Annotated in this window: 15 protein-coding genes; 9 read left to right on the forward strand and 6 right to left on the reverse strand. The window is 40.7% G+C overall.

Features of this window, described 5'->3' with window-relative positions:
• Positions 1–399 precede the first annotated feature (399 nt).
• From polA to WDB87_RS01420, 3 genes are all read left to right on the forward strand, one after another.
• Positions 400–3,129, forward strand: a complete 2,730-nt coding sequence (gene polA, locus WDB87_RS01410; RefSeq protein ID WP_286245916.1) for a DNA polymerase I — start codon at positions 400–402, stop codon at positions 3,127–3,129.
• Positions 3,130–3,623: 494 nt separating this feature from the next.
• Positions 3,624–4,211: a YceI family protein gene (locus WDB87_RS01415; protein ID WP_337848797.1), complete on the forward strand. Its 588-nt coding sequence runs from the start codon at positions 3,624–3,626 to the stop codon at positions 4,209–4,211.
• Complete coding sequence (locus tag WDB87_RS01420; protein ID WP_337848798.1) at positions 4,208–4,726, forward strand: DUF1285 domain-containing protein; 519 nt, start codon at positions 4,208–4,210, stop codon at positions 4,724–4,726. Before WDB87_RS01415 ends, WDB87_RS01420 begins: the two co-directional genes overlap by 4 nt.
• A 10-nt stretch (positions 4,727–4,736) precedes the next feature.
• On the opposite strand, the gene yihA is transcribed toward WDB87_RS01420, so the two are convergent.
• Positions 4,737–5,396: a ribosome biogenesis GTP-binding protein YihA/YsxC gene (gene yihA, locus WDB87_RS01425; protein WP_055017789.1), complete on the reverse strand. Its 660-nt coding sequence runs from the start codon at positions 5,394–5,396 to the stop codon at positions 4,737–4,739.
• Between the two features lie 280 nt (positions 5,397–5,676).
• Here yihA and WDB87_RS01430 point away from each other — a divergent pair, with 280 nt between their 5' ends.
• The 3 genes from WDB87_RS01430 (at position 5,677) to WDB87_RS01440 (ending at position 8,174) form a co-directional block, all read left to right on the forward strand.
• The gene (locus WDB87_RS01430; RefSeq protein WP_286245919.1) at positions 5,677–6,309 is read left to right on the forward strand and encodes a c-type cytochrome; all 633 of its coding nucleotides are present in this window, start codon (positions 5,677–5,679) and stop codon (positions 6,307–6,309) included.
• 740 nt (positions 6,310–7,049) lie between these two features.
• Positions 7,050–7,646: a Der GTPase-activating protein YihI gene (gene yihI / locus WDB87_RS01435; protein WP_337848799.1), complete on the forward strand. Its 597-nt coding sequence runs from the start codon at positions 7,050–7,052 to the stop codon at positions 7,644–7,646.
• A 12-nt stretch (positions 7,647–7,658) separates the two neighbouring features.
• Positions 7,659–8,174, forward strand: a complete 516-nt coding sequence (locus WDB87_RS01440; protein WP_286245921.1) for a DUF2489 domain-containing protein — start codon at positions 7,659–7,661, stop codon at positions 8,172–8,174.
• 57 nt (positions 8,175–8,231) lie between these two features.
• On the opposite strand, the gene hemN is transcribed toward WDB87_RS01440, so the two are convergent.
• Together hemN and yjgA are read right to left on the reverse strand one after the other, a co-directional pair.
• Complete coding sequence (hemN, locus tag WDB87_RS01445) at positions 8,232–9,605, reverse strand: oxygen-independent coproporphyrinogen III oxidase (protein WP_337848800.1); 1,374 nt, start codon at positions 9,603–9,605, stop codon at positions 8,232–8,234.
• Between the two features lie 111 nt (positions 9,606–9,716).
• Positions 9,717–10,250, reverse strand: coding sequence for a ribosome biogenesis factor YjgA (gene yjgA / locus WDB87_RS01450; protein WP_055014568.1), 534 nt, complete (start codon positions 10,248–10,250; stop codon positions 9,717–9,719).
• Positions 10,251–10,394: 144 nt separating this feature from the next.
• Between yjgA and pmbA the strand changes: the two genes are divergently transcribed.
• The 3 genes from pmbA to WDB87_RS01465 all read left to right on the forward strand — a co-directional run bounded on the left by pmbA (position 10,395) and on the right by WDB87_RS01465 (position 14,635).
• Positions 10,395–11,744 (forward strand): metalloprotease PmbA, encoded by a 1,350-nt coding sequence (gene pmbA / locus WDB87_RS01455; RefSeq protein ID WP_337848801.1) that lies wholly within the window; start codon positions 10,395–10,397, stop codon positions 11,742–11,744.
• Positions 11,745–11,826: 82 nt separating this feature from the next.
• Positions 11,827–12,309: a DUF721 domain-containing protein gene (locus WDB87_RS01460; protein WP_337848802.1), complete on the forward strand. Its 483-nt coding sequence runs from the start codon at positions 11,827–11,829 to the stop codon at positions 12,307–12,309.
• 250 nt (positions 12,310–12,559) lie between these two features.
• On the forward strand, positions 12,560–14,635 hold the full coding sequence (locus WDB87_RS01465; RefSeq protein WP_337848803.1) for a M13 family metallopeptidase: 2,076 nt from the start codon (positions 12,560–12,562) through the stop codon (positions 14,633–14,635).
• Between the two features lie 79 nt (positions 14,636–14,714).
• Here the strand turns inward: WDB87_RS01465 and WDB87_RS01470 are convergent, their stop codons facing one another.
• The 3 genes from WDB87_RS01470 to secA are packed head-to-tail and all read right to left on the reverse strand — an operon-like array spanning position 14,715 to position 18,955.
• Positions 14,715–15,782 (reverse strand): phosphotransferase enzyme family protein, encoded by a 1,068-nt coding sequence (locus WDB87_RS01470; RefSeq protein ID WP_337848804.1) that lies wholly within the window; start codon positions 15,780–15,782, stop codon positions 14,715–14,717.
• Positions 15,783–15,788: 6 nt separating this feature from the next.
• Complete coding sequence (gene mutT / locus WDB87_RS01475; RefSeq protein ID WP_337848805.1) at positions 15,789–16,187, reverse strand: 8-oxo-dGTP diphosphatase MutT; 399 nt, start codon at positions 16,185–16,187, stop codon at positions 15,789–15,791.
• Between the two features lie 59 nt (positions 16,188–16,246).
• The gene (gene secA, locus WDB87_RS01480) at positions 16,247–18,955 is read right to left on the reverse strand and encodes a preprotein translocase subunit SecA (RefSeq protein ID WP_286245928.1); all 2,709 of its coding nucleotides are present in this window, start codon (positions 18,953–18,955) and stop codon (positions 16,247–16,249) included.
• Between the last annotated feature and the right edge of the window lie 336 nt (positions 18,956–19,291).

Here is a 19,291-nt window from a genome sequence, read left to right on the forward strand (position 1 = left end):
GCCATTTTTGCCAGTGTGCTTATAAAAAAAATTATAAAGGATCGCTATGATCTTTGATCCATTATGCTAGAATACTCCTCCGGTTATTTAAATGGATACAAATAACTCAAGTGACTAACAGCGGATGTATCAGTTAGAAAACCTTTTTCCACATTGGTTTTAAAATAATAAAAAAAGAACCTCGTATTATCTTTTTTAAACAAAACAAGCAGTTATTTATTTTTCTAAGCATATTATTATGTATTGGAGGAATAGCTCGTGGCTGTTATCTACAAAGTTATCCACAGGTTGCTCTGCAATAATTATGGTTACTAAGCGTAATTCACTGTCGTTTTATTCATAACCTTATGGCATGCTTGTAATAATATTACTTTTTTGTATTTAGGATCCAAATTCACCATGGCTCAGATCCCCGAAAACCCGCTAATTTTAGTTGATGGCTCATCATATTTATTTCGTGCTTACCATTCTCCACCGCACCTAACCAATTCTAAAGGTGAAGCAACAGGTGCTATTTATGGCGTGGTAAACATGCTTAAAAGTTTGATCAAGCAATATGATCCGAGCCACATGGTGGTGGTGTTTGATGCCAAAGGCAAAACGTTCAGAAACGATATGTATAGCGAGTATAAAGCTAATCGTCCGCCAATGCCTGACGATTTACGAACGCAAATAGCGCCACTACACAGCATTATTAAAGCAATGGGCTTTCCGCTAATTAGTATTGAAGGTGTTGAAGCCGATGATGTTATTGGTACGTTTTCGCGTATAGCGACTGAGCAAAAGCGCCATGTATTGGTTTCTACAGGCGATAAAGACATGGCTCAGCTAGTTAACGAGCATGTGACGCTAATAAACACCATGACCGACAGCATTTCAGATCCTCAAACTGTTGTTGAAAAATTTGGTGTGGGTCCTGAGCTAATTATCGACTATTTAGCGTTAATGGGTGATAAGGTTGATAACATCCCTGGTGTTGAAGGGTGTGGACCTAAAACAGCTGTTAAATGGCTGCAAAAATATGGATCGCTCCAAGGTGTCATTGATAATGCCGGCGACATTAAAGGCAAGATTGGTGAAAAGCTAGCAAATGCTCTTGATCACCTACCACTTAGTTATGAGCTTGCCACCATTAAATGTGATGTTGAGGTAGAGTCAGACCTAGATACCTTTAAATTACAAGAGCCAAATAAAGATGAGCTGATTACACTGTATGGTGAGTGTGAGTTTCGCCGCTGGTTAGCTGAGCTACTTGATAATCCAAAAGATGCAGAAAAAGCAGTGCCTACACAAGCAAATGAGCTGCCACAAGTAGAAGACGCACATTATGAAACTATTTTAAGCGAGTCACAGTTTGATGCGCTTATAGAGCAGTTAAATAACGCTGAGTTATTTGCCTTTGATACCGAAACAACCAGCCTTGATTACATGCAAGCGCAGTTAGTAGGTATGAGCTTTGCTGTAAAAGCAGGCGAAGCAGCTTACTTACCTATTGCACACGACTACCCGGGTGCACCAGAGCAATTAAGCCTTGAATATGTAATGCAAAAGCTTGGGCCAATCCTCGCCGATGCTAACAAAGCTAAAGTAGGGCAAAACCTAAAGTACGATAAGAGCGTACTGGCTAATGCAGGCTATGAGCTCAATGGCATTAAGTTTGATACTATGCTTGAGTCGTACGTATTTAATAGCGTGGGCACTCGCCATGACATGGATTCATTAGCACTTAAGTACTTAGGCCATAAAAACATTAGCTTTGAAGATATTGCCGGCAAAGGGAAAAAGCAGCTTACCTTTAATCAAATTGAGCTTGAGCAAGCTGCGCCTTATGCCGCAGAAGATGCCGATATTACACTGCGTTTACACCAAGTACTTTGGCCAAAATTAGAAGCTGATGAAAAATTAAAGTCAGTATTTGAAACCATAGAAATGCCATTAGTGAATGTTATTTCTGATATTGAACGTACCGGCGTAGCAATTGATAGCAACATGCTGGCGGCGCACAGCCAGCGTTTAGGCGAGCGCTTACTTGAACTTGAAAAAGAAGCGTTTGAGATAGCGGGCGAACCATTTAACCTAAGTTCGCCAAAACAGCTGCAAGTACTTTTATTTGAAAAACTTGAGCTGCCAGTCATTAAAAAAACACCTAAAGGTGCGCCTTCAACGGCTGAAGAAGTACTACAAGAACTTGCCCATGACTATCCATTGCCTAAGGTGATTATTGAGCACCGAGGTTTGTCTAAGCTTAAATCAACCTATACCGATAAATTACCATTGATGGTTAATGAGAAAACACAGCGCGTGCATACTTCTTATCATCAGGCTGTTACGGCTACAGGTCGTTTGAGTTCTACCGATCCTAATTTACAAAATATTCCTATTCGCTCAGAAGAAGGGCGCCGTATACGTGAGGCATTTGTAGCGGCACCAGGTTATAAAATTGTGGCGGCCGATTATAGCCAAATTGAGTTGCGTATTATGGCGCACTTATCGCAAGACAAAGGACTACTAAATGCCTTTGCAAACGGTTTAGATGTTCACAGTGCCACCGCTGCTGAAGTATTTGGTGTTGAGCTTGATGAGGTAACCACAGATATGCGCCGTAAAGCGAAAGCAGTAAACTTTGGTTTAATTTATGGGATGTCGGCCTTTGGTTTAGCGCGTCAACTTGATGTGCCACGCCACGAAGCGCAGCACTACATAGATAAATACTTTGAGCGTTTCCCTGGGGTACTTGAGTACATGGAAACAACGCGTGAGAAAGCGGCTGAAAACGGGTACGTAGAAACTATTTTTGGCCGTCGTTTACACTTACCAGAAATTAATGCACGTAATGGAGCTCGTCGTAAAGGCGCCGAACGTGCAGCAATCAATGCACCAATGCAAGGCACAGCTGCTGATATTATTAAAAAAGCAATGCTGAGCGTGCATAGCTGGGTTAATGAGCAAGCCCCTAATACCATTAAATTACTTATGCAAGTACACGATGAGTTGGTTTTTGAGATTAAAACTGATTGTGCTCAAGCATATACAAAGCAAATTTGTGAGTTAATGTCGCAAGCGGCTAGCTTAGATGTCCCTTTGATTGTAGAAGCTGACGAAGGTGAAAACTGGGAACAAGCCCATTAACCTAAAAACATACTTATAGTTCAAAAGCGCCGCAAGGCGCTTTTTTATTGCCTCTAAATAGCGAATTTTTTACCTAGCTATCAACACGTTTTTCCAACCTCAACATTGACCACTTTATTAAGCGAATCGATATAAGTATTTCTAAGTGTAAACAAAGTTTAGTTAAAAGTAGGTTAAATTAAGCAACTATTTGTATTAAATAGTTATATGTTCGTCAATTCGAACTATTTTGGCGGAATATCATTGTATTTTTATGCGCGCTTTTGCTAAAGTGCGCCCGTCCTCATCCTGTAGGACATCCTGTTGATGATGCATCTGAAAAGGTGCAACAAATTGATAGCTTCTCCCCAGTTTGCTATACCGACCTGCTTGTTTTAAGCAGGTCGTTTTTTCCTTTCAATTTCCTTTATTGTTTATTTTGAGTTGGTATGCATATACCTCAAGTGATAGTATCGAAAGCGCTATTATTCTCATTTAAATTTAAGGAGTGCGTTATGTTTAAAGCGTTAGCCGTTGTAGGTTTATCGTTATCTAGTCTTGTTTTGTCTAATGCCGCTCATGCTGATTGGCAGCTCGTTAATGATAAAAGCCAATTAAGTTTTGTTTCTATAAAAAAAGACTCCATTGCTGAGGCGCATCATTTTACTAACCTAGAAGGAACACTTTCAGACAGCGGTGCTTTTAGTGTAAATATAGACTTAACCTCTGCAGAAACACTGATCCCTATTCGCAATGAACGTTTAACTCAATTTGTATTTGAAGCGGCAAAATTCCCTCATGCAGTTTTAACCGCGGATTTAAAAAAGCAATTAAGTAATATTAAAAAGCCGGGCCAGCATGTATTAAAAGCGGTTGATGCAGAGCTTGATTTTCATGGTAATAAAAAACCATTAAAAATAAATGTACTTGTTAGCAGTGCAGAAAATGGTGATCTAAGCGTATCGTCGTTTACACCCGTAATTGTAAATAGCAAAGACTTTGGTGTGACCGAAGGCGTTAAAAAGCTACAGCAATTAGCAGGTTTGCCAGCAGTTGCTACAGCTGTACCGGTTACCTTTGCGCTGACATTAAAAAAACAGTGATCTCATTAACGGCGCTTAGTAAGCAATTAAGCGAGCCTAGCAAACCGTTTGATAGTTGGCAGCCTACCCAATGTGGTGAACTGCCAATTATTATAAACGAACAAGGGCTGTGGTTTTATGATGGCAGCGAAATTACTCGCCCGGCTATGGTAAAACTGTTTGCCAGCGTTTTATGCAAAGAAGGTAAGCAGTTTTACTTAAAAACACCCATCGAAAAAATAGCGATAGAAGTACAAGATGCGCCTTTCGTTATCGTAAGCTGGCATATAGAGAACACAGCGCAAGGGCAGGTTATGTGTTGTGTAGATAATTTAGCACGGCAATGGTTAGTCAGTGCTGAGCAGCCTATTTATATACAAAACTATAAAACTGCAGCCGTGCCTTATTTGCAATTGCCTTATGGGTGTTGCGCGCGGGTATCACGAAGTGTGTTTTATCAGTGGGCTGAAATAGCCGACGCTGATGAGCGTGGCTATTTTATAAAATCTGCAGGTGAAAAGTTTTATCTCTCGTAGATGCTTATTTTTAAGCGTCTGAGTTATCTTCATCACTTGGCTGTGGTGCAACAGCCACGATTGGCCCTAAGTACCACTCATCTAGCTTTTTAGCGACTTCTGGTAAACCTGTCCCTTTAAGTGATGAAAATGCATGAACAGTGATATCACCGTCTAGTTCACTTAATTCGCGACGTACTTGTAGTACTTGTGCTTTACGCGCCCCTTGTTTGAGCTTATCCGCTTTAGTTAAAAGCGCCAATACAGGGATTTCACTGCCAATAGCCCAATTAATTAAATCTTTATCTAAATCTTTTAGCGGGTGGCGAATATCCATTAATACCACAATGCCTTTTAAACTTTGACGTTTTTGTAGGTATTCACCCAGTGACTTTTGCCACTTCTTTTTCATTTCAATAGGTACTTTAGCAAAGCCATAACCAGGTAAGTCAATTAAACGCATATCATCCACTTCACCTAATTCAAAAGTGTTGATTAACTGCGTACGACCTGGCGTTTTACTGGTACGTGCAAGTTTTTGATCTGTCAGTGCATTAAGAGCACTCGACTTACCGGCATTAGAACGACCTGCAAACGCGACTTCAATTCCCGTATCAGCAGGTAATTTAGTGATGTCTGGCGCGCTTGTTACAAAAGACGCAGTATTATATTTGATACGAGATTTGAGCACAGGCTCTCCTAAAAACGTAAAAGTTAATCTTATTGAGCTAAATTCACTCAGGGCGCGTATTTTATACTATAAAGGATGTATTAAAAAGCGTATTTAAACACCTAAAAACGCTATAAATGGCACCATTAAAGCAGCTTAAAGCTTAATCTAGGTCAAAACCCTATAAATTATAAGCTTAATATGAGTAGAAAACGTGCCAGAGAATTTTTTATCGTGTAGAATACATAAATTACAACATCCATATTGTAGATGATACAGGGTCGGAAACAGAGAATTCACCATGAAAAAAATAGCACTATCTTTAACAATATTGCTTGGTGCGTTGTCAGCAAGCAACGCAACAGCATTTGATGGCGATGTAAACGCAGGTAAAGAAAAATCAGCAACGTGTGCGGCTTGTCACGGCCCAGACGGTAATGCACCGGTTAATATTTACCCTAAACTTGCAGGCCAGCACCCAGATTACATCCTTAAACAGCTTAAGGATTTAAAATTAGGTATGACTTCAGGCGGTAAAGAAGGCCGCATGGATCCTGTGATGAGCGCTATGGCAATGCCACTTAGCGAGCAAGACATGAAAGACCTATCTGCTTATTTTTCTTCATTGAATATGACTGAAGGTACCACCCCTAAAGACGTGGTTGAAGTTGGCCAAATGCTTTACAAAGCAGGTGATGCTGAACGTGGTATTCCAGCTTGTGCGGCGTGTCATGGTCCGCGAGGCAACGGTTCGTCACTTGCTAAGTTTCCTAAAATTTCTTTCCAGCACCCAGAGTACATTAAAGCTCAGCTAGAGAAATTCCGTGATGGTACCCGTAAAAACGATCATAACGGTATGATGCAAGATATAGCGAAAAAGCTAACTGATAAAGATATTGAAGTGCTTTCTCAGTACTTAGGTGGCTTACACTAAAGTCGTATTTATCTAGCGTTAGCTAATGTAATACTATGTAATATGATTAAAAAGCAGCTCACGCTGCTTTTTTTGTGTCCATATTTTAACGATATCACCCTTTAGTTTGTGAGATATTTGCCATACTGTTTTGTACGAAATAACTTATTTTAAATTTATTTTTACAGTTATCTCATTGTTTAAATGTGACTTTTTGTTTTTTGTATGTGTTCTATGTAAGAAAAATTATATAAACCAGTTGTAACAAAAATATTAACGGGTAAATTAACCACTGTCGCAAAACAACAATAACAACATGGATAATGCTAAAGGAAAATGGCGCGACACGACTGAATAGCACACTGAAGGTGCTACTAAAGGAAATAACAAGAAAGTGTCAGGATGACCGTAAATAATAAAATCTCAAGGAAGTTAAATAATAAAAACAAAATGGAATGTAACAAGGAAGGTTAAAATAATAACAATACGGACTGATAATAATAAAAATAATAAAGACTAAAAAAGTCGAAGGGAGAAGTGTCCAGATAATGGCGCTCAGATTAGTAGGCGGTAGAGATGTTTTCTCTACCGCCTTTTTATTTGTCCTGTTACAATACCCACCGTTTAGCAATAAGCTAATGCGCTAATTCAACAAGCAACCCAAGCTTTAATGCGCAAATCGAATTCTTCTGGCTAGGCCAGCACTGCGATGCTCATGTTATGTGCCTCGCTCAAAACCTCTTAAGTGAGATGATCAAGATATGAGTAGAAAGAAAAAATCACGCAAAATTCCTTCAAACGGCCCTGTTCGTTTAAGCCAAGATAAGCTTAAAGAAATGCGTGCGTTAAAAGAGCAACGTGTTAAAAAGCCAAAGGGCGCTAAGCCTGGCTCTCGAAATGCACCTGAGCTATTAGATAGCGACACTAAAAAAGTAAGTTCAGCACCGAAAGATAAACGTGTGGGCAGTAAAAAAGCGGTGCCTTTAGTGGCTAGTGCACCACAGCCGCAAGTAGAAATGAAGCGTAACTTAAAGCCAACAGTTGAGCTTAAAAAGGTGACAGAGCCAGAGCTTACGCCAGAGCAAGAGCTTGAAGCGCTTGAAAACGATGAGCGTTTACTTAAGCTCGTTGAGCGCCATGAACAAGGTGAAATGCTGACGGGTAAAGATGCAAAGTACTTTAATAGCCGTATTGCACGCCACCAAGTGCTATGTAAGTTACTAGGTATCGAAGATGAAGACGAAGACGAGTTTGAAGATGATTTTGAAGACAACGTCGAAAGCGACGGTAACTCAGATTTCGATAAATACCTTTCAGATGATTTAGCCAATGAGTGGCTTGATGATGACGATAAATAGTAAGGGCGCTTAATGAGTACCGCAGTGATTGTAGCCTTGTTTGTAGGTGCTGTTATTATTGCTGGCTTAGCATTTTATGCAGGTCAGTTACTCTATAAGCTTAACGCGCAAAAAAAGTTAATTGCGCAAAAGCAAGCAGAGCAACAGCAAAAGCTTAAGCAGTCGCGCTTAAAGCGAAACGCTAAACTTGCAGATAGCATTCATTTAATTGCTCGTGCAATGGCTGAAAAGCAATGCGAGTACTCTGAAGGCTGTTTACGGATTTGGGTTTTAATGTCTCAGTACGCTTTTGAAGATGAGCGAGATTTAACGCTAGCGTACCCAGGTATTTATAAAATGTATAACGTTGTTAAAGAAATGCCGACTCACGATGCACGCAAAAAATACTCTAAAAAAGAGATTTTTAAGCAAGATACAGCACGTTGGCGAGCTGAAGAAAACTTTAGTGATGAGATTAAAGCCGATTGCGACAAAATCATTGTCGAGTTTAAAGCTGCGCCAGGCAGCGAAAACATTGTGTTTAATTAAACGCTATAGCAAATAAAAAAAGAGCAGACTCAGGTCTGCTCTTTTTTTATGCCGGCTTTAAATCACCCGTGAGAAACGGGTTTTACTTATTTGCTTTTGTAAGTGAGCATCAAAGCACATACATATAATACGAATAAACAGGTTTCCACGAGGTGTTACGCGTATTACCTTATTGTTTATATGTACCATGTCATCGTCTATTAAAGGTTTTAGTGCCAACAGCGCGTCTGTAAAATACTCATCAAAATGTATAGAGTGCTTTTTCGCAAAAGTTTGTGTGTCTAATTCAAACTGGCAGATAAGCGATTTAATAGCATCTGCACGTATTATTTCATCATGCGTTAAATGCATGCCTTTATGTATAGCGCTCCCAGCTTGCGTTTCAATTGTATGATAGTAATGCTTAAGCACTTTTTGATTTTGTAAAATGGCCGTGCCAATTTGTGAAATAGACGAAACCCCCAAACCCAATAAATCGCAATTACCGTGGGTGGTATAGCCCTGAAAATTGCGATGTAGCTGCCCTTTGTTTTGCGCAACGGCAAGTTCGTTGTCGGCTTTTGCAAAATGATCCATACCAATAAACTGATAACCTGCTGATGTCATTTGCGCCAAGGTGTTTTTAAACATGGTTAGCTTGTCGTGGGCACTGGGTAAATCAGCCTCTTTTATTTTACGTTGTGCTGCAAAGCGCTCTGGTAAATGCGCGTAATTAAATACAGAGACTCTGTCTGGGCTTAAGGCAATTAATTGCGCTATTGTTTTTTCAAAGCTTTGGGGAGTTTGCTTTGGTAGGCCATAAATCATGTCTGCATTTATAGACTTAAAGCCCAGCTCGCGGGCTTGTGTAATGAGTGCTTTAACGGTCTCTACTTGTTGTGTACGGTTAACAGCTTGCTGTACCTCATCGTTAAAATCTTGAATACCAAACGAAACACGATTAAAGCCTAAAACTCGTAAGTGTATAAGCATATCTTCAGCAAGGGAACGTGGGTCTATTTCAATGCCTCGTTCAGTGTTGCGGGTAAAATGAAAGTGTTGCTCTAGCAAATTAATTAGGCGCGTCATTTGCTTTACAGTTAAAAAGGTTGGTGTACCGCCGCCTAAATGCAATTGCTCTACCGTGTAGTGTTTAAATAAAGTGGCGTGCGCTGCCATTTCTTTTGCTAAATAATCTAAGTACACATCGGCTTTAGACTGATGGCGCGTAATCACCTTGTTACATCCGCAGTAATAGCAAAGCTCGCTGCAAAATGGGATATGAATATACAAAGAGAGTGAGCGACTCGATGATGATTTTATAGCGCTAATTAGGTCTTGCTGCTGATACCCCTCGCTTAAAGATAACGCGGTAGGATAGGAGGTATAACGCGGCCCTGACACGTTATACTTATTTATAAGAGTTTGATCCCATTTTGGAAGCTTTATCATCACGCGCACCTTATATATTAATGAGGTGGTGAGTATAAAAAGCTTTTAAGGAAGGGGTTTTGATCTACAACAAAAAAGGTGCCTAAGCACCTTTTAAAAGAGTATTTTTTGTTAATACGTTATGTTGTGGGCATCTTTTAGGTATTGAAACAATTCTTTATAGCCCTTGCCTGGCTTTTCGGCTTTAACCTCTTTGGCGGCATTGCGAACCAATTGGCGCATTTTTTGGCGCTCAAGGGTCGGGTATTGCTCAATGGTTTCGTTGATTAAATCGTCGCCTTGTTCAATTAAGTCACTACGTAATTGCTCAATTTTTTTAATTAAAACCTCAGCTTGGTTATTTTTATTAAGCATTACATCAATAATTGCTTTAATTTCTTCAACGTTTTCTACTGTGCGCAGCGTTTTAGCAATGTAATTTAAATGACGGCGGTACGCATCGCTTTTGTTGCTAATTTTATCGGCAACCACCATGGCTTCTTTTAAATCGTCATTGAGTGGTAAGCGTTCGCGTTGCTTTTTCCCCATTTTAGCAATTTCAGAACCTAACTGGTGAAACTCTTGCGCGTCACGCTTTAGTTCACTTTTTGATACGTAAATAATTTCTTCTTCAATTTCAGCAGGCTTGCCTTTTTTCTTCGCCATGGGGTGCTCTTAAGTAAAAATAACTTTTGCCATTATACGTGATTCTTTTAGTGATTAATATTAGCTGATGTGGTGCAGTGAGTGTGTTAGCATTTAAAGATAAGAAATGCGTGCAATATTGCCTTAAGGCTCAGGACTTAATTTATGAAAAGCCAACAACACGATCCAATTTATTCTCAAATATCTCAAGTAAAAGATGCCGTAGCAGAAGTGCTCGAGCATGCTAAAAAATTGGGTGCTACTGCTGCAGAAGCCGCTATGTCGAGCACATCTGGTTTATCGGTAAGTACACGCATGGGTGAAGTAGAAACCATAGAATTTAACCAAGATGGCGGCTTAGGTATCAGTGTGTATGTCGGCAATAATAAAGGCTCGGCGTCTACTGCTGATCTCAACCCAAAAACACTACGCACTGTAGTCGAAAAAGCCATTGATATTGCCAAATTTACCTCAGATGACCCTTTTAATGGCATTGCCGATAAAGAATTACTTGAGTTTGCACCTAAAGATCTCGATTTGTACCACCCGTGGGATGTAAGCCCAGAGCAAGGTATTGAACTATGCCATACCGCCGAGCAAGCAGCCTTAAATGCTGATGAGCGTATTGTAAATTCAGATGGTGCAAGTTTTTCATCGCACCAAGGTTTACGTGTGTACGGTAATAGCCATGGTTTAATTGCTGGTTTTCCACGTACGCGCCATAGCATTAGTACTATGGTAATAGGTAAAGAAGGCGAGCACATGCAGCGCGACTCGGCGTACACTGTTGCCCGTGATCAAGCTGGTTTAAACGATGCCGCAGCAGTTGGCCTAGAAGCCGCCACAGAAACGCTGGCTAAATTAAACAGCCAAAAGCTGGGCACTATGAAAGTTCCTGTTATTTTTAGAGCTGATATTGCCAACTCATTGTTTGGCCATTTGGTGTCGGCTATTGGTGGTGGTGCGCTTTATCGTAAATCAAGCTTTTTACTCGACAGCTTAGGCACTCAAGTATTTAGTAAGAGCGTAAATATTGCTGAGCGTCCTCATATATTGAAAGGGTTAGCATCGTCACCTTTTGATAGCGAAGGGGTAAAAACCATTGACCGTGAAATAATTCAAGGCGGTGAGCTGCAAACGTATTTATTAGCAAGTTATGCAGCTCGTAAATTAAATATGGCGCCAACAGGCCATGCGGGCGGTATTCATAACTGGTTAGTAGAGCAAACGCACAACGATTTAGCCGCACTATTAAAAACCATGGGGACAGGCTTGTTGGTCACTGAGCTAATGGGGCAAGGCGTCAACACCGTTACCGGTGACTACTCGCGTGGAGCGGCTGGCTTTTGGGTAGAAAACGGTGAAATTCAGTACCCTGTAAGTGAAATTACTATTGCCGGAAACTTAAAAGACATGTTTAAAGGCATTAGTGCAATTGGTGGTGATATTGAGCGCAGAGGCGGTATTCAAACGGGTTCAGTACTTATAGAGCAAATGCAGATTGCGGGCGCCTAGTATTGTGTTTAAACCTTGCTAAAACTAATCGCTTTGCTTTTAGTTTTAGCATTATAACGTTGTATTTAATGTAAGTTGCACTATGGCTAAAGATAGATACGCACCAAAACCCCTAACTGACATTATGGCAGGCCTAAATAACCGGTTATCGGCCTACGCAGGTAAAAGCCAAGCACTTGATAAGCAACAGGTGTTGCTCAAAGAATTTTTAGGTCCTAAGCTTGCTGAAAAATGCCGTGTGAGTAATTATCGCGATGGCACGCTAATGATAGAAGTTGTATCGGCGGCAATTGCCCTTAAACTTAATTATTTAAAAATGGATATGCAGTCGCATTTTAGAGCGGCGGGCATGGCTGAGCTCGGACAAATTAAAATTGTTGCCAACCCTCAAGCAACAGCGCGCTTAAGCCCAACAACAGATAAAACAGGCACCAAAGGTAAAGCACCCGGCAACTCAAGAAAAATGAGCCAGCAAACTTCAGATTACCTTAATGCAATTGCCGCATCAGCGCCTCCTTCGCTGAAAGAAAAGCTAGAGCGCCTTGCACTTCATGGCAAAAAATAGCGCCCAAAAACGCTATTATGGTTGTTGGTAGGGCTATTTTGTTACCTCGTCTCATAGAAAATACTTTGTTACATATTCTATTTTATTGTTTCTTTAATGGGGTTTATCATACAAATTCGGCGTGTTGTTTTAACCGCCTAAATATTAATTTCATTAAGTGAAAGTATCACAGCGCCCATTTAATTTTTCTCTGCGGTGCAATTGTTTAATGAAATAGATATTTTATTCTTTACTAACAAACGGAATAATTATGAAAAAAGTAACTATAACCGCTGCAAGTATCGCACTTGCATTGGGCCTAGTAGGTTGCGGTGAAAAACAACAAGAAACGCACGTTGCCGACACCGCTGCCGTTACAGCTCCTGCAGAAAAGACCCTAGAACTAGGTGTAAACCTTGCCAATATGGATGAGTCTGTTCGTGCGCAAGATGACTTTTATTACCATGTAAATGGTCAGTGGCTTGCTAAAACAGAGATCCCTGGCGATAAGTCGAATTATGGCTCGTTTACACAGTTATACGATGAGTCGCAAAAAGCGATGAAAACAGCACTTGAAAGTGCCGCTAAAAATAGCAGTGTTAAAAAAGGCAGTGACGAGTACAAAATTGGCGCTTTTTACAAAAGCTACATGGATAAAGACACACGTGATGAGTTAGGTATTACACCTTTACAACCTTCACTTAATACCATTGATAGCCTAGATTCAAAAGCTGATCTTGCGCCTTTAATGGCTAAAATTCAGCAGCAAGGCGCTAGCTTACCATTTGGCTGGTTTGTAAATAACGATGCTAAAAATTCAAGTGAATACGCGCTGTACTTATCGCAATCTGGACTTGGTTTACCTGATCGTGACTATTACTTAAAAGATGATGAAAAATTTACTAAAATTCGCGCATCTTACGAGCAATACATAACAGATATTTTAGCTAAATCAGGCGTTGAAAATGCTGCTGATGCCGCGAAAAGCGTTATCGCATTTGAAAGCGCTTTAGCAAAGGCTCAATGGAGCCGAGTACAAAGCCGTGATGCAACTAAGTCATACAATAAAATGACTGTGGCTGAGGCAAATAAGCTAACCGGCGACTTTGATTTGGCTGCGTTTTTCAAAAGCGCTGGGGTAGATACTTCAGACATTATTGTTCGTCAGCCAAGCTACCTAGAAGGGTTTGCTGATGTGTACAAAGAAACCGATTTAGCAACGTGGAAAAACTACTTAAAATTTCATTTTGTAAGTGGTTACGCGCAGTTACTAAGCGCTGATCTGGTTGATCTTAAATTTGATTTTTACAGCACCACATTACGCGGCGTAAAAGAGCAAGCGCCACTTTGGAAAAAAGCGGTCGATGCGTCTAACAGCGTACTGGGTGAAATTTTAGGTAAAGTATACGTAAAAGATAACTTCCCGCCTGAAGCAAAAGCGCGCATGGAAGAACTGGTAGATAACGTTATTAAAGGTTACGGCGTTGCTATTGAAAACCTTGAGTGGATGAGCCCAGAAACAAAGTTGGCAGCCCAAGAAAAGCTAAACAAATTTACTCCAAAAATTGGCTACCCAGATAAATGGAAAGACTACTCTGAACTAACAATTAGCCCTGATGAATTAGTAGGCAACTATATACGTTACAGCCAGTGGGCTTATAGCGACATGATTGCTAAATTAGGTAAGCCAGTAGATCGCTCTGAATGGCACATGACGCCACAAACCGTTAATGCTTACTACAACCCAGTAAATAACGAAATTGTATTCCCAGCTGCTATCTTACAGCCACCGTTCTTTAATTTAGAAGCCGATGACGCCGTAAACTACGGTGCAATTGGCGCAGTAATTGGCCATGAGCTAGGCCACGGTTTTGACGACCAAGGTGCTAAATACGATGGTGACGGTAACTTACGTAACTGGTGGAGTGAGTCTGACCTTAAACAATTTGAAGAGCGTACCGGTGCGTTAGTCGCGCAATACAACGAATATAAACCGTTTGAAGATGCAGGTGTAAACGGCGAGCTTACGCTTGGCGAAAACATTGGTGACTTAGGCGGTTTAACCGTAGCCTACAAGGCGTATCAATTATCATTAGGTGATAACAAAGCGCCTATAATTGACGGATACACCGGCGATCAGCGTTTCTTTATGGGGTGGTCACAAATTTGGCGTCGTAAGTACCGCGATGAAGAATTACGTAACCGCTTAATGACAGACCCGCATTCACCAAGCCATTACCGTGTAATCGGTATTTTGTCGAACATGCCAGAGTTTTACGACGCGTTTGACGTAAAAGAAGGCGACAAAATGTATATTAAACCAGAAGATCGCGTAAAAATTTGGTAATTGATATTCTTTTTGGTTAACTTAGTAAAAACCAGCAAGTGTTTAGCTTGCTGGTTTTTTTATATCAATAACACTACTGTTATTGCATGAGGGTCTTATGCATCCAACTTTGATTGCTTAAAATATTTTTATACAAAGCCAGTTGGTTTTGCGCACGCTCTAAATTATGTTCTGCATGGGCGGTTTTAAAGTACAGGTCGTTATTTAAGTAATCAGTTAAAAACCGCACACTAAGCATTAGCGGCATAACTTTAGCACCAAGTAGTAAACTTGCTTGCTCTTTGTTGCTAATAGCCGATTTAAGAGGAGTAAGGTAGCCTTTAACAAGCGCTGTAAATACCTCTTTGCGAATAACTACTTTATCAAGATTAATCGAATCTTCTGCCTCAGCGCAGCAAAATGTGCGTACCATGTCTCCAAAGTCATATAATAAAAAGCCGGCCATACAGGTATCTAAATCGATAACCGCCTTCGCTTTATATGTGTTGCTGCAATACAGCATATTATTTATTTTAGTGTCGTTGTGGCACACGCGGGTGGGCAGATCAGCCGTTACCTCAGCAAGCTCTTTTACTAAATGTTGTTGTGCAATACAGTAGTCTATGTCGTTTTTGCACTGCTGTAGCCTCTCTTTATTAGCTGTGGTAATGGCTGTATTTAGCTGTTTAAAGCGCATGGCTAAGTTATGAAAGTCAGTAATAACAGGGTAGAGGCTTGATGCGTCAAAATCGAGCAGGGCACGTGTAAATGTGCCAAATGCAAATGCCGCTTGCTCTGCATGAGGGGGATGATTAACCACATCTATACTCGAGCTTTGGCTAATAAAATTAAGCACGCGATAGTACGCGTTGTTAATTGTAATAAGGTATTCACCTTGGTCGGTACTTATATGCTTAACAATATCGAGCGGGTAAGTATTTGCTTGCTGTTTAGCGCTTAGGTGCTGCTCAATTAGTTTGGCGTTATTAACCAGTTGTGCTGGGTTTTTAAATACATGGGTATTGAGCTTTTGCACAACAAATTGCTGCGCAGCATTGGTGAGCAGCCACGTAGTGTTTATATGTCCGCTGCCTAAAGAGCTCACCTGAGTAAGCGCAGGGTTTAGTGCTAATAGCTCACTTAATTTATTTTGTATTGCTGTATTCATGGCAGATTACGCGTAACGCGCGTGTATTTTTTCAATAATCTCAGCGTTAGCAGCAGGGAACTCATAGTTACTAAGCTCATTAATAGCGACCCATTCGCTTGGTTGACCTTCAGCGCCATGCGCTTCGCCGCTAAAGTTACTTACAACGTGAATATCAAGTTTTACACATTTATCGCCATAGTCATGTTCAATCACCATCAGTTGGCTAGAACTGTGAATGGTAATGCCAACTTCTTCGCTAAGCTCTCGCTTAAGTGCAGCAAATACGCTCTCGCCAGCTTCTACTTTGCCGCCTGGAAATTCCCATAAGCCACCTTGATGTTGCTCATCACCGCGCTTGCAGATAAAGATGGCGTTATTTTTTTTTATTACGCCTACCGCTACATTTACAGTTTTCATTGTCATGTTTTTCTCCATAAAAAAAGCGACGCTAGCGTCGCTTTTTAACTATATTCAATGCGTCGTTACTTTAATTTACCACAACATTGCTTAAACTTTTGTCCTGAGCCACACGGACACGGGTCGTTACGCCCAACTTTAGGCGCTGTTCTTGCCATAACAGTTGCGCTTTGAGGGGCTTCACCGCCTACATGTTCAGCTTCTTCGTGTTGGTACTCGCGAGGGGCATTTTCACTTTTACGGTGTTGCTCTTCTACTTTTTCAACATCTTCTTCGGCACGAACTTGTACTTTACTTAAAATGCCCACTACATCAACTTTTAAGTTTTCAAGCATTTCGGTGAATAGCTCAAATGACTCGCGTTTATATTCTTGCTTAGGGTTCTTTTGTGCATAGCCACGTAAGTGAATACCTTGGCGTAAATGATCCATGGCAGCAAGGTGATCTTTCCAGTGCTGATCAAGACTTTGTAGCATAATCGCTTTTTCAAACTGACGTAGTACAGAGTCGCCAACTTGCTCTTCTTTTTGCTTGTAAGCTTGCTCAACTGCTTGCTCAATGCGCTCACGAAGTTTTTCTTCGTATAGTTTATTGTCATCAGCTAACCACTGTGTGATAGGCAGCTCAATCAGGAAGTCTTGTTTTAAGCGCTCTTCAAGACCTGGGATATCCCACATTTCAGCAAGGCTTTGTGGTGCAATGTATTGATCGATCATTCCATTGAGTACATCTGCGCGGATTGCTGTAATTGTTTCAGAAATATCGCCTTCTTCAAGCAACTCGTTACGTTGAGAGTAAACAACACGACGTTGATCGTTTGCTACATCATCGTACTCAAGTAATTGCTTACGTACATCAAAGTTGCGTGCTTCTACTTTACGCTGAGCGTTTTCAATGGCACGGTTAACCCATGGGTGTTCAATGGCTTCGCCGCGTTGCATGCCTAGTTTACGCATCATGTTAGTCATGCGCTCACCGGCAAATATACGCATTAGCGCATCATCCATCGATAAGTAAAAACGGCTAGAGCCGGCATCACCCTGACGACCAGCACGGCCACGTAATTGGTTATCTATACGGCGCGATTCATGACGTTCAGTACCAATAATATGTAAACCGCCAGCATCAATTACTGCATCGTGACGAATTTTCCACGCCGCTTTAATTTCAGCAATTTGCTCATCTGTTGGGCTTTCTAGTTTTTCAACTTCGCTGTTCCAGTTACCACCAAGCACAATATCGGTACCACGACCGGCCATGTTGGTTGCAATTGTTACAGTACCTGGTAAACCAGCATCCGATACAATGTCAGCTTCTTGCGCGTGGAATTTAGCATTAAGTACGTTGTGCTTAATTTTTTCTTTGCGTAAAAACTGCGATAAATACTCAGAGCTTTCAATCGAAATAGTACCTACAAGCACAGGTTGTCCGCGCTCTTGGCAATCTTTAATATCGGCTAAAATAGCTTCGTATTTTTCTTCTTGTGTTAGGTAAACTAAATCGGCGCGATCATCGCGGATCATCGGCTTATTAGTTGGCATAACAACCGTGTCTAGGCCGTAAATAGATTGAAACTCAAATGCCTCAGTATCGGCTGTACCTGTCATACCGGCTAAGGTTTCGTATAAACGGAAGTAGTTTTGGAAAGTAATTGAAGCCAGTGTTTGGTTTTCGTTTTGAATTTTTACACCTTCTTTAGCTTCAACAGCTTGGTGTAAACCCTCAGACCAACGACGACCTTCCATAGAGCGCCCTGTGTGCTCATCGATAATGATAACTTCGTTTTCTTTAACAACGTAATCAACATCTTTTTGATAAAGCTTGTGGGCACGAAGTGCGGCATACACGTGGCTAAGTAAGGTAATGCTACCGGCTGAGTAAAGCGAGTCGCCTTCTTCAATTAAGCCACGTTCAGTAAGTAGATCTTCTACTTTAATTTGACCGCGCTCAGTTAAATGAACTTGTTTAGACTTTTCGTCGATTGTGTAATCGCCATCGCCTTCAATGCCTTCTTCGTCTTCTTTTTCTTGAAGCTCTAATAACGGCACAATTTTATTAATTTCGATGTATAGCTCAGAGCTATCTTCAGCTGGGCCTGAGATAATAAGTGGCGTACGCGCTTCATCAATTAAGATTGAATCCACTTCATCCACTACCGCATAAAACAGTGGGCGTTGTACGCGCTCATCAATGCTAAATGCCATGTTGTCACGTAGGTAGTCAAAACCAAACTCGTTATTAGTACCGTAAGTAATGTCAGCACTATAAGCTTGTTTTTTCTGTTGTGGCATCATGCCTGGTACGTTACAGCCTACAGTGAGGCCTAAGAACTCAAATAACTCGCGGTTTGTTTCAGCATCACGTTTAGCAAGGTAATCGTTCACGGTAATTACGTGCACGCCTTTGCCAGTTAAGCCATTTAAGTAGGCTGGAAGTGTGGCTGTTAGTGTTTTACCTTCACCGGTACGCATTTCTGCTATACGGCCTTGATGTAAAACCATGCCGCCTAATAGCTGCACGTCAAAGTGACGCATGCCATTTACACGCTTTGACGCTTCACGTACCACAGCAAATGCTTCTGGTAGAATGTCATCAAGGCTTTGTCCGTTATCGTAACGTTCTCTAAACTCAGCTGTCTTAGCTCTTAAATCTTCATCAGAAAGCGCTTCTAATTGCGTTTCTAGCGCGTTAATTAGCGCGACCGTCTTTCTTAGGTTTTTAATAGTGCGGTCATTGCGACTACCAAAAATCTTGGTAAATAAATTAGATATCATGATAAAACCGTTACAATGTATTCTTTGCTAACCGAGTGTCGGCTAACCCATTTTTTACAATTGGTAATTAATATGTACTTTTACATAACCTGTAGAACATATTAATTAGCAATTTTGTACTAAAGAGCCTCAAAAGCACTGTTTAATACGTGTGCTACTATACCAGACTCTGCCAAACAACAAACTATCTCAACAAAAAGATGTGTATTTAAAACAGAAAAATTTGATCTGATGCGTAAAACTAATTTAATTACGCTTAAAAATAGCAGCAAGTTGTGAAGATATGGTGTTAAAAAATTTAAAAACAAGAGTATGGGTGGGTAAGTTTTATACTTA

The organism is Pseudoalteromonas sp. C12FD-1 (assembly GCF_037414265.1).
GTDB lineage: Bacteria > Pseudomonadota > Gammaproteobacteria > Enterobacterales > Alteromonadaceae > Pseudoalteromonas.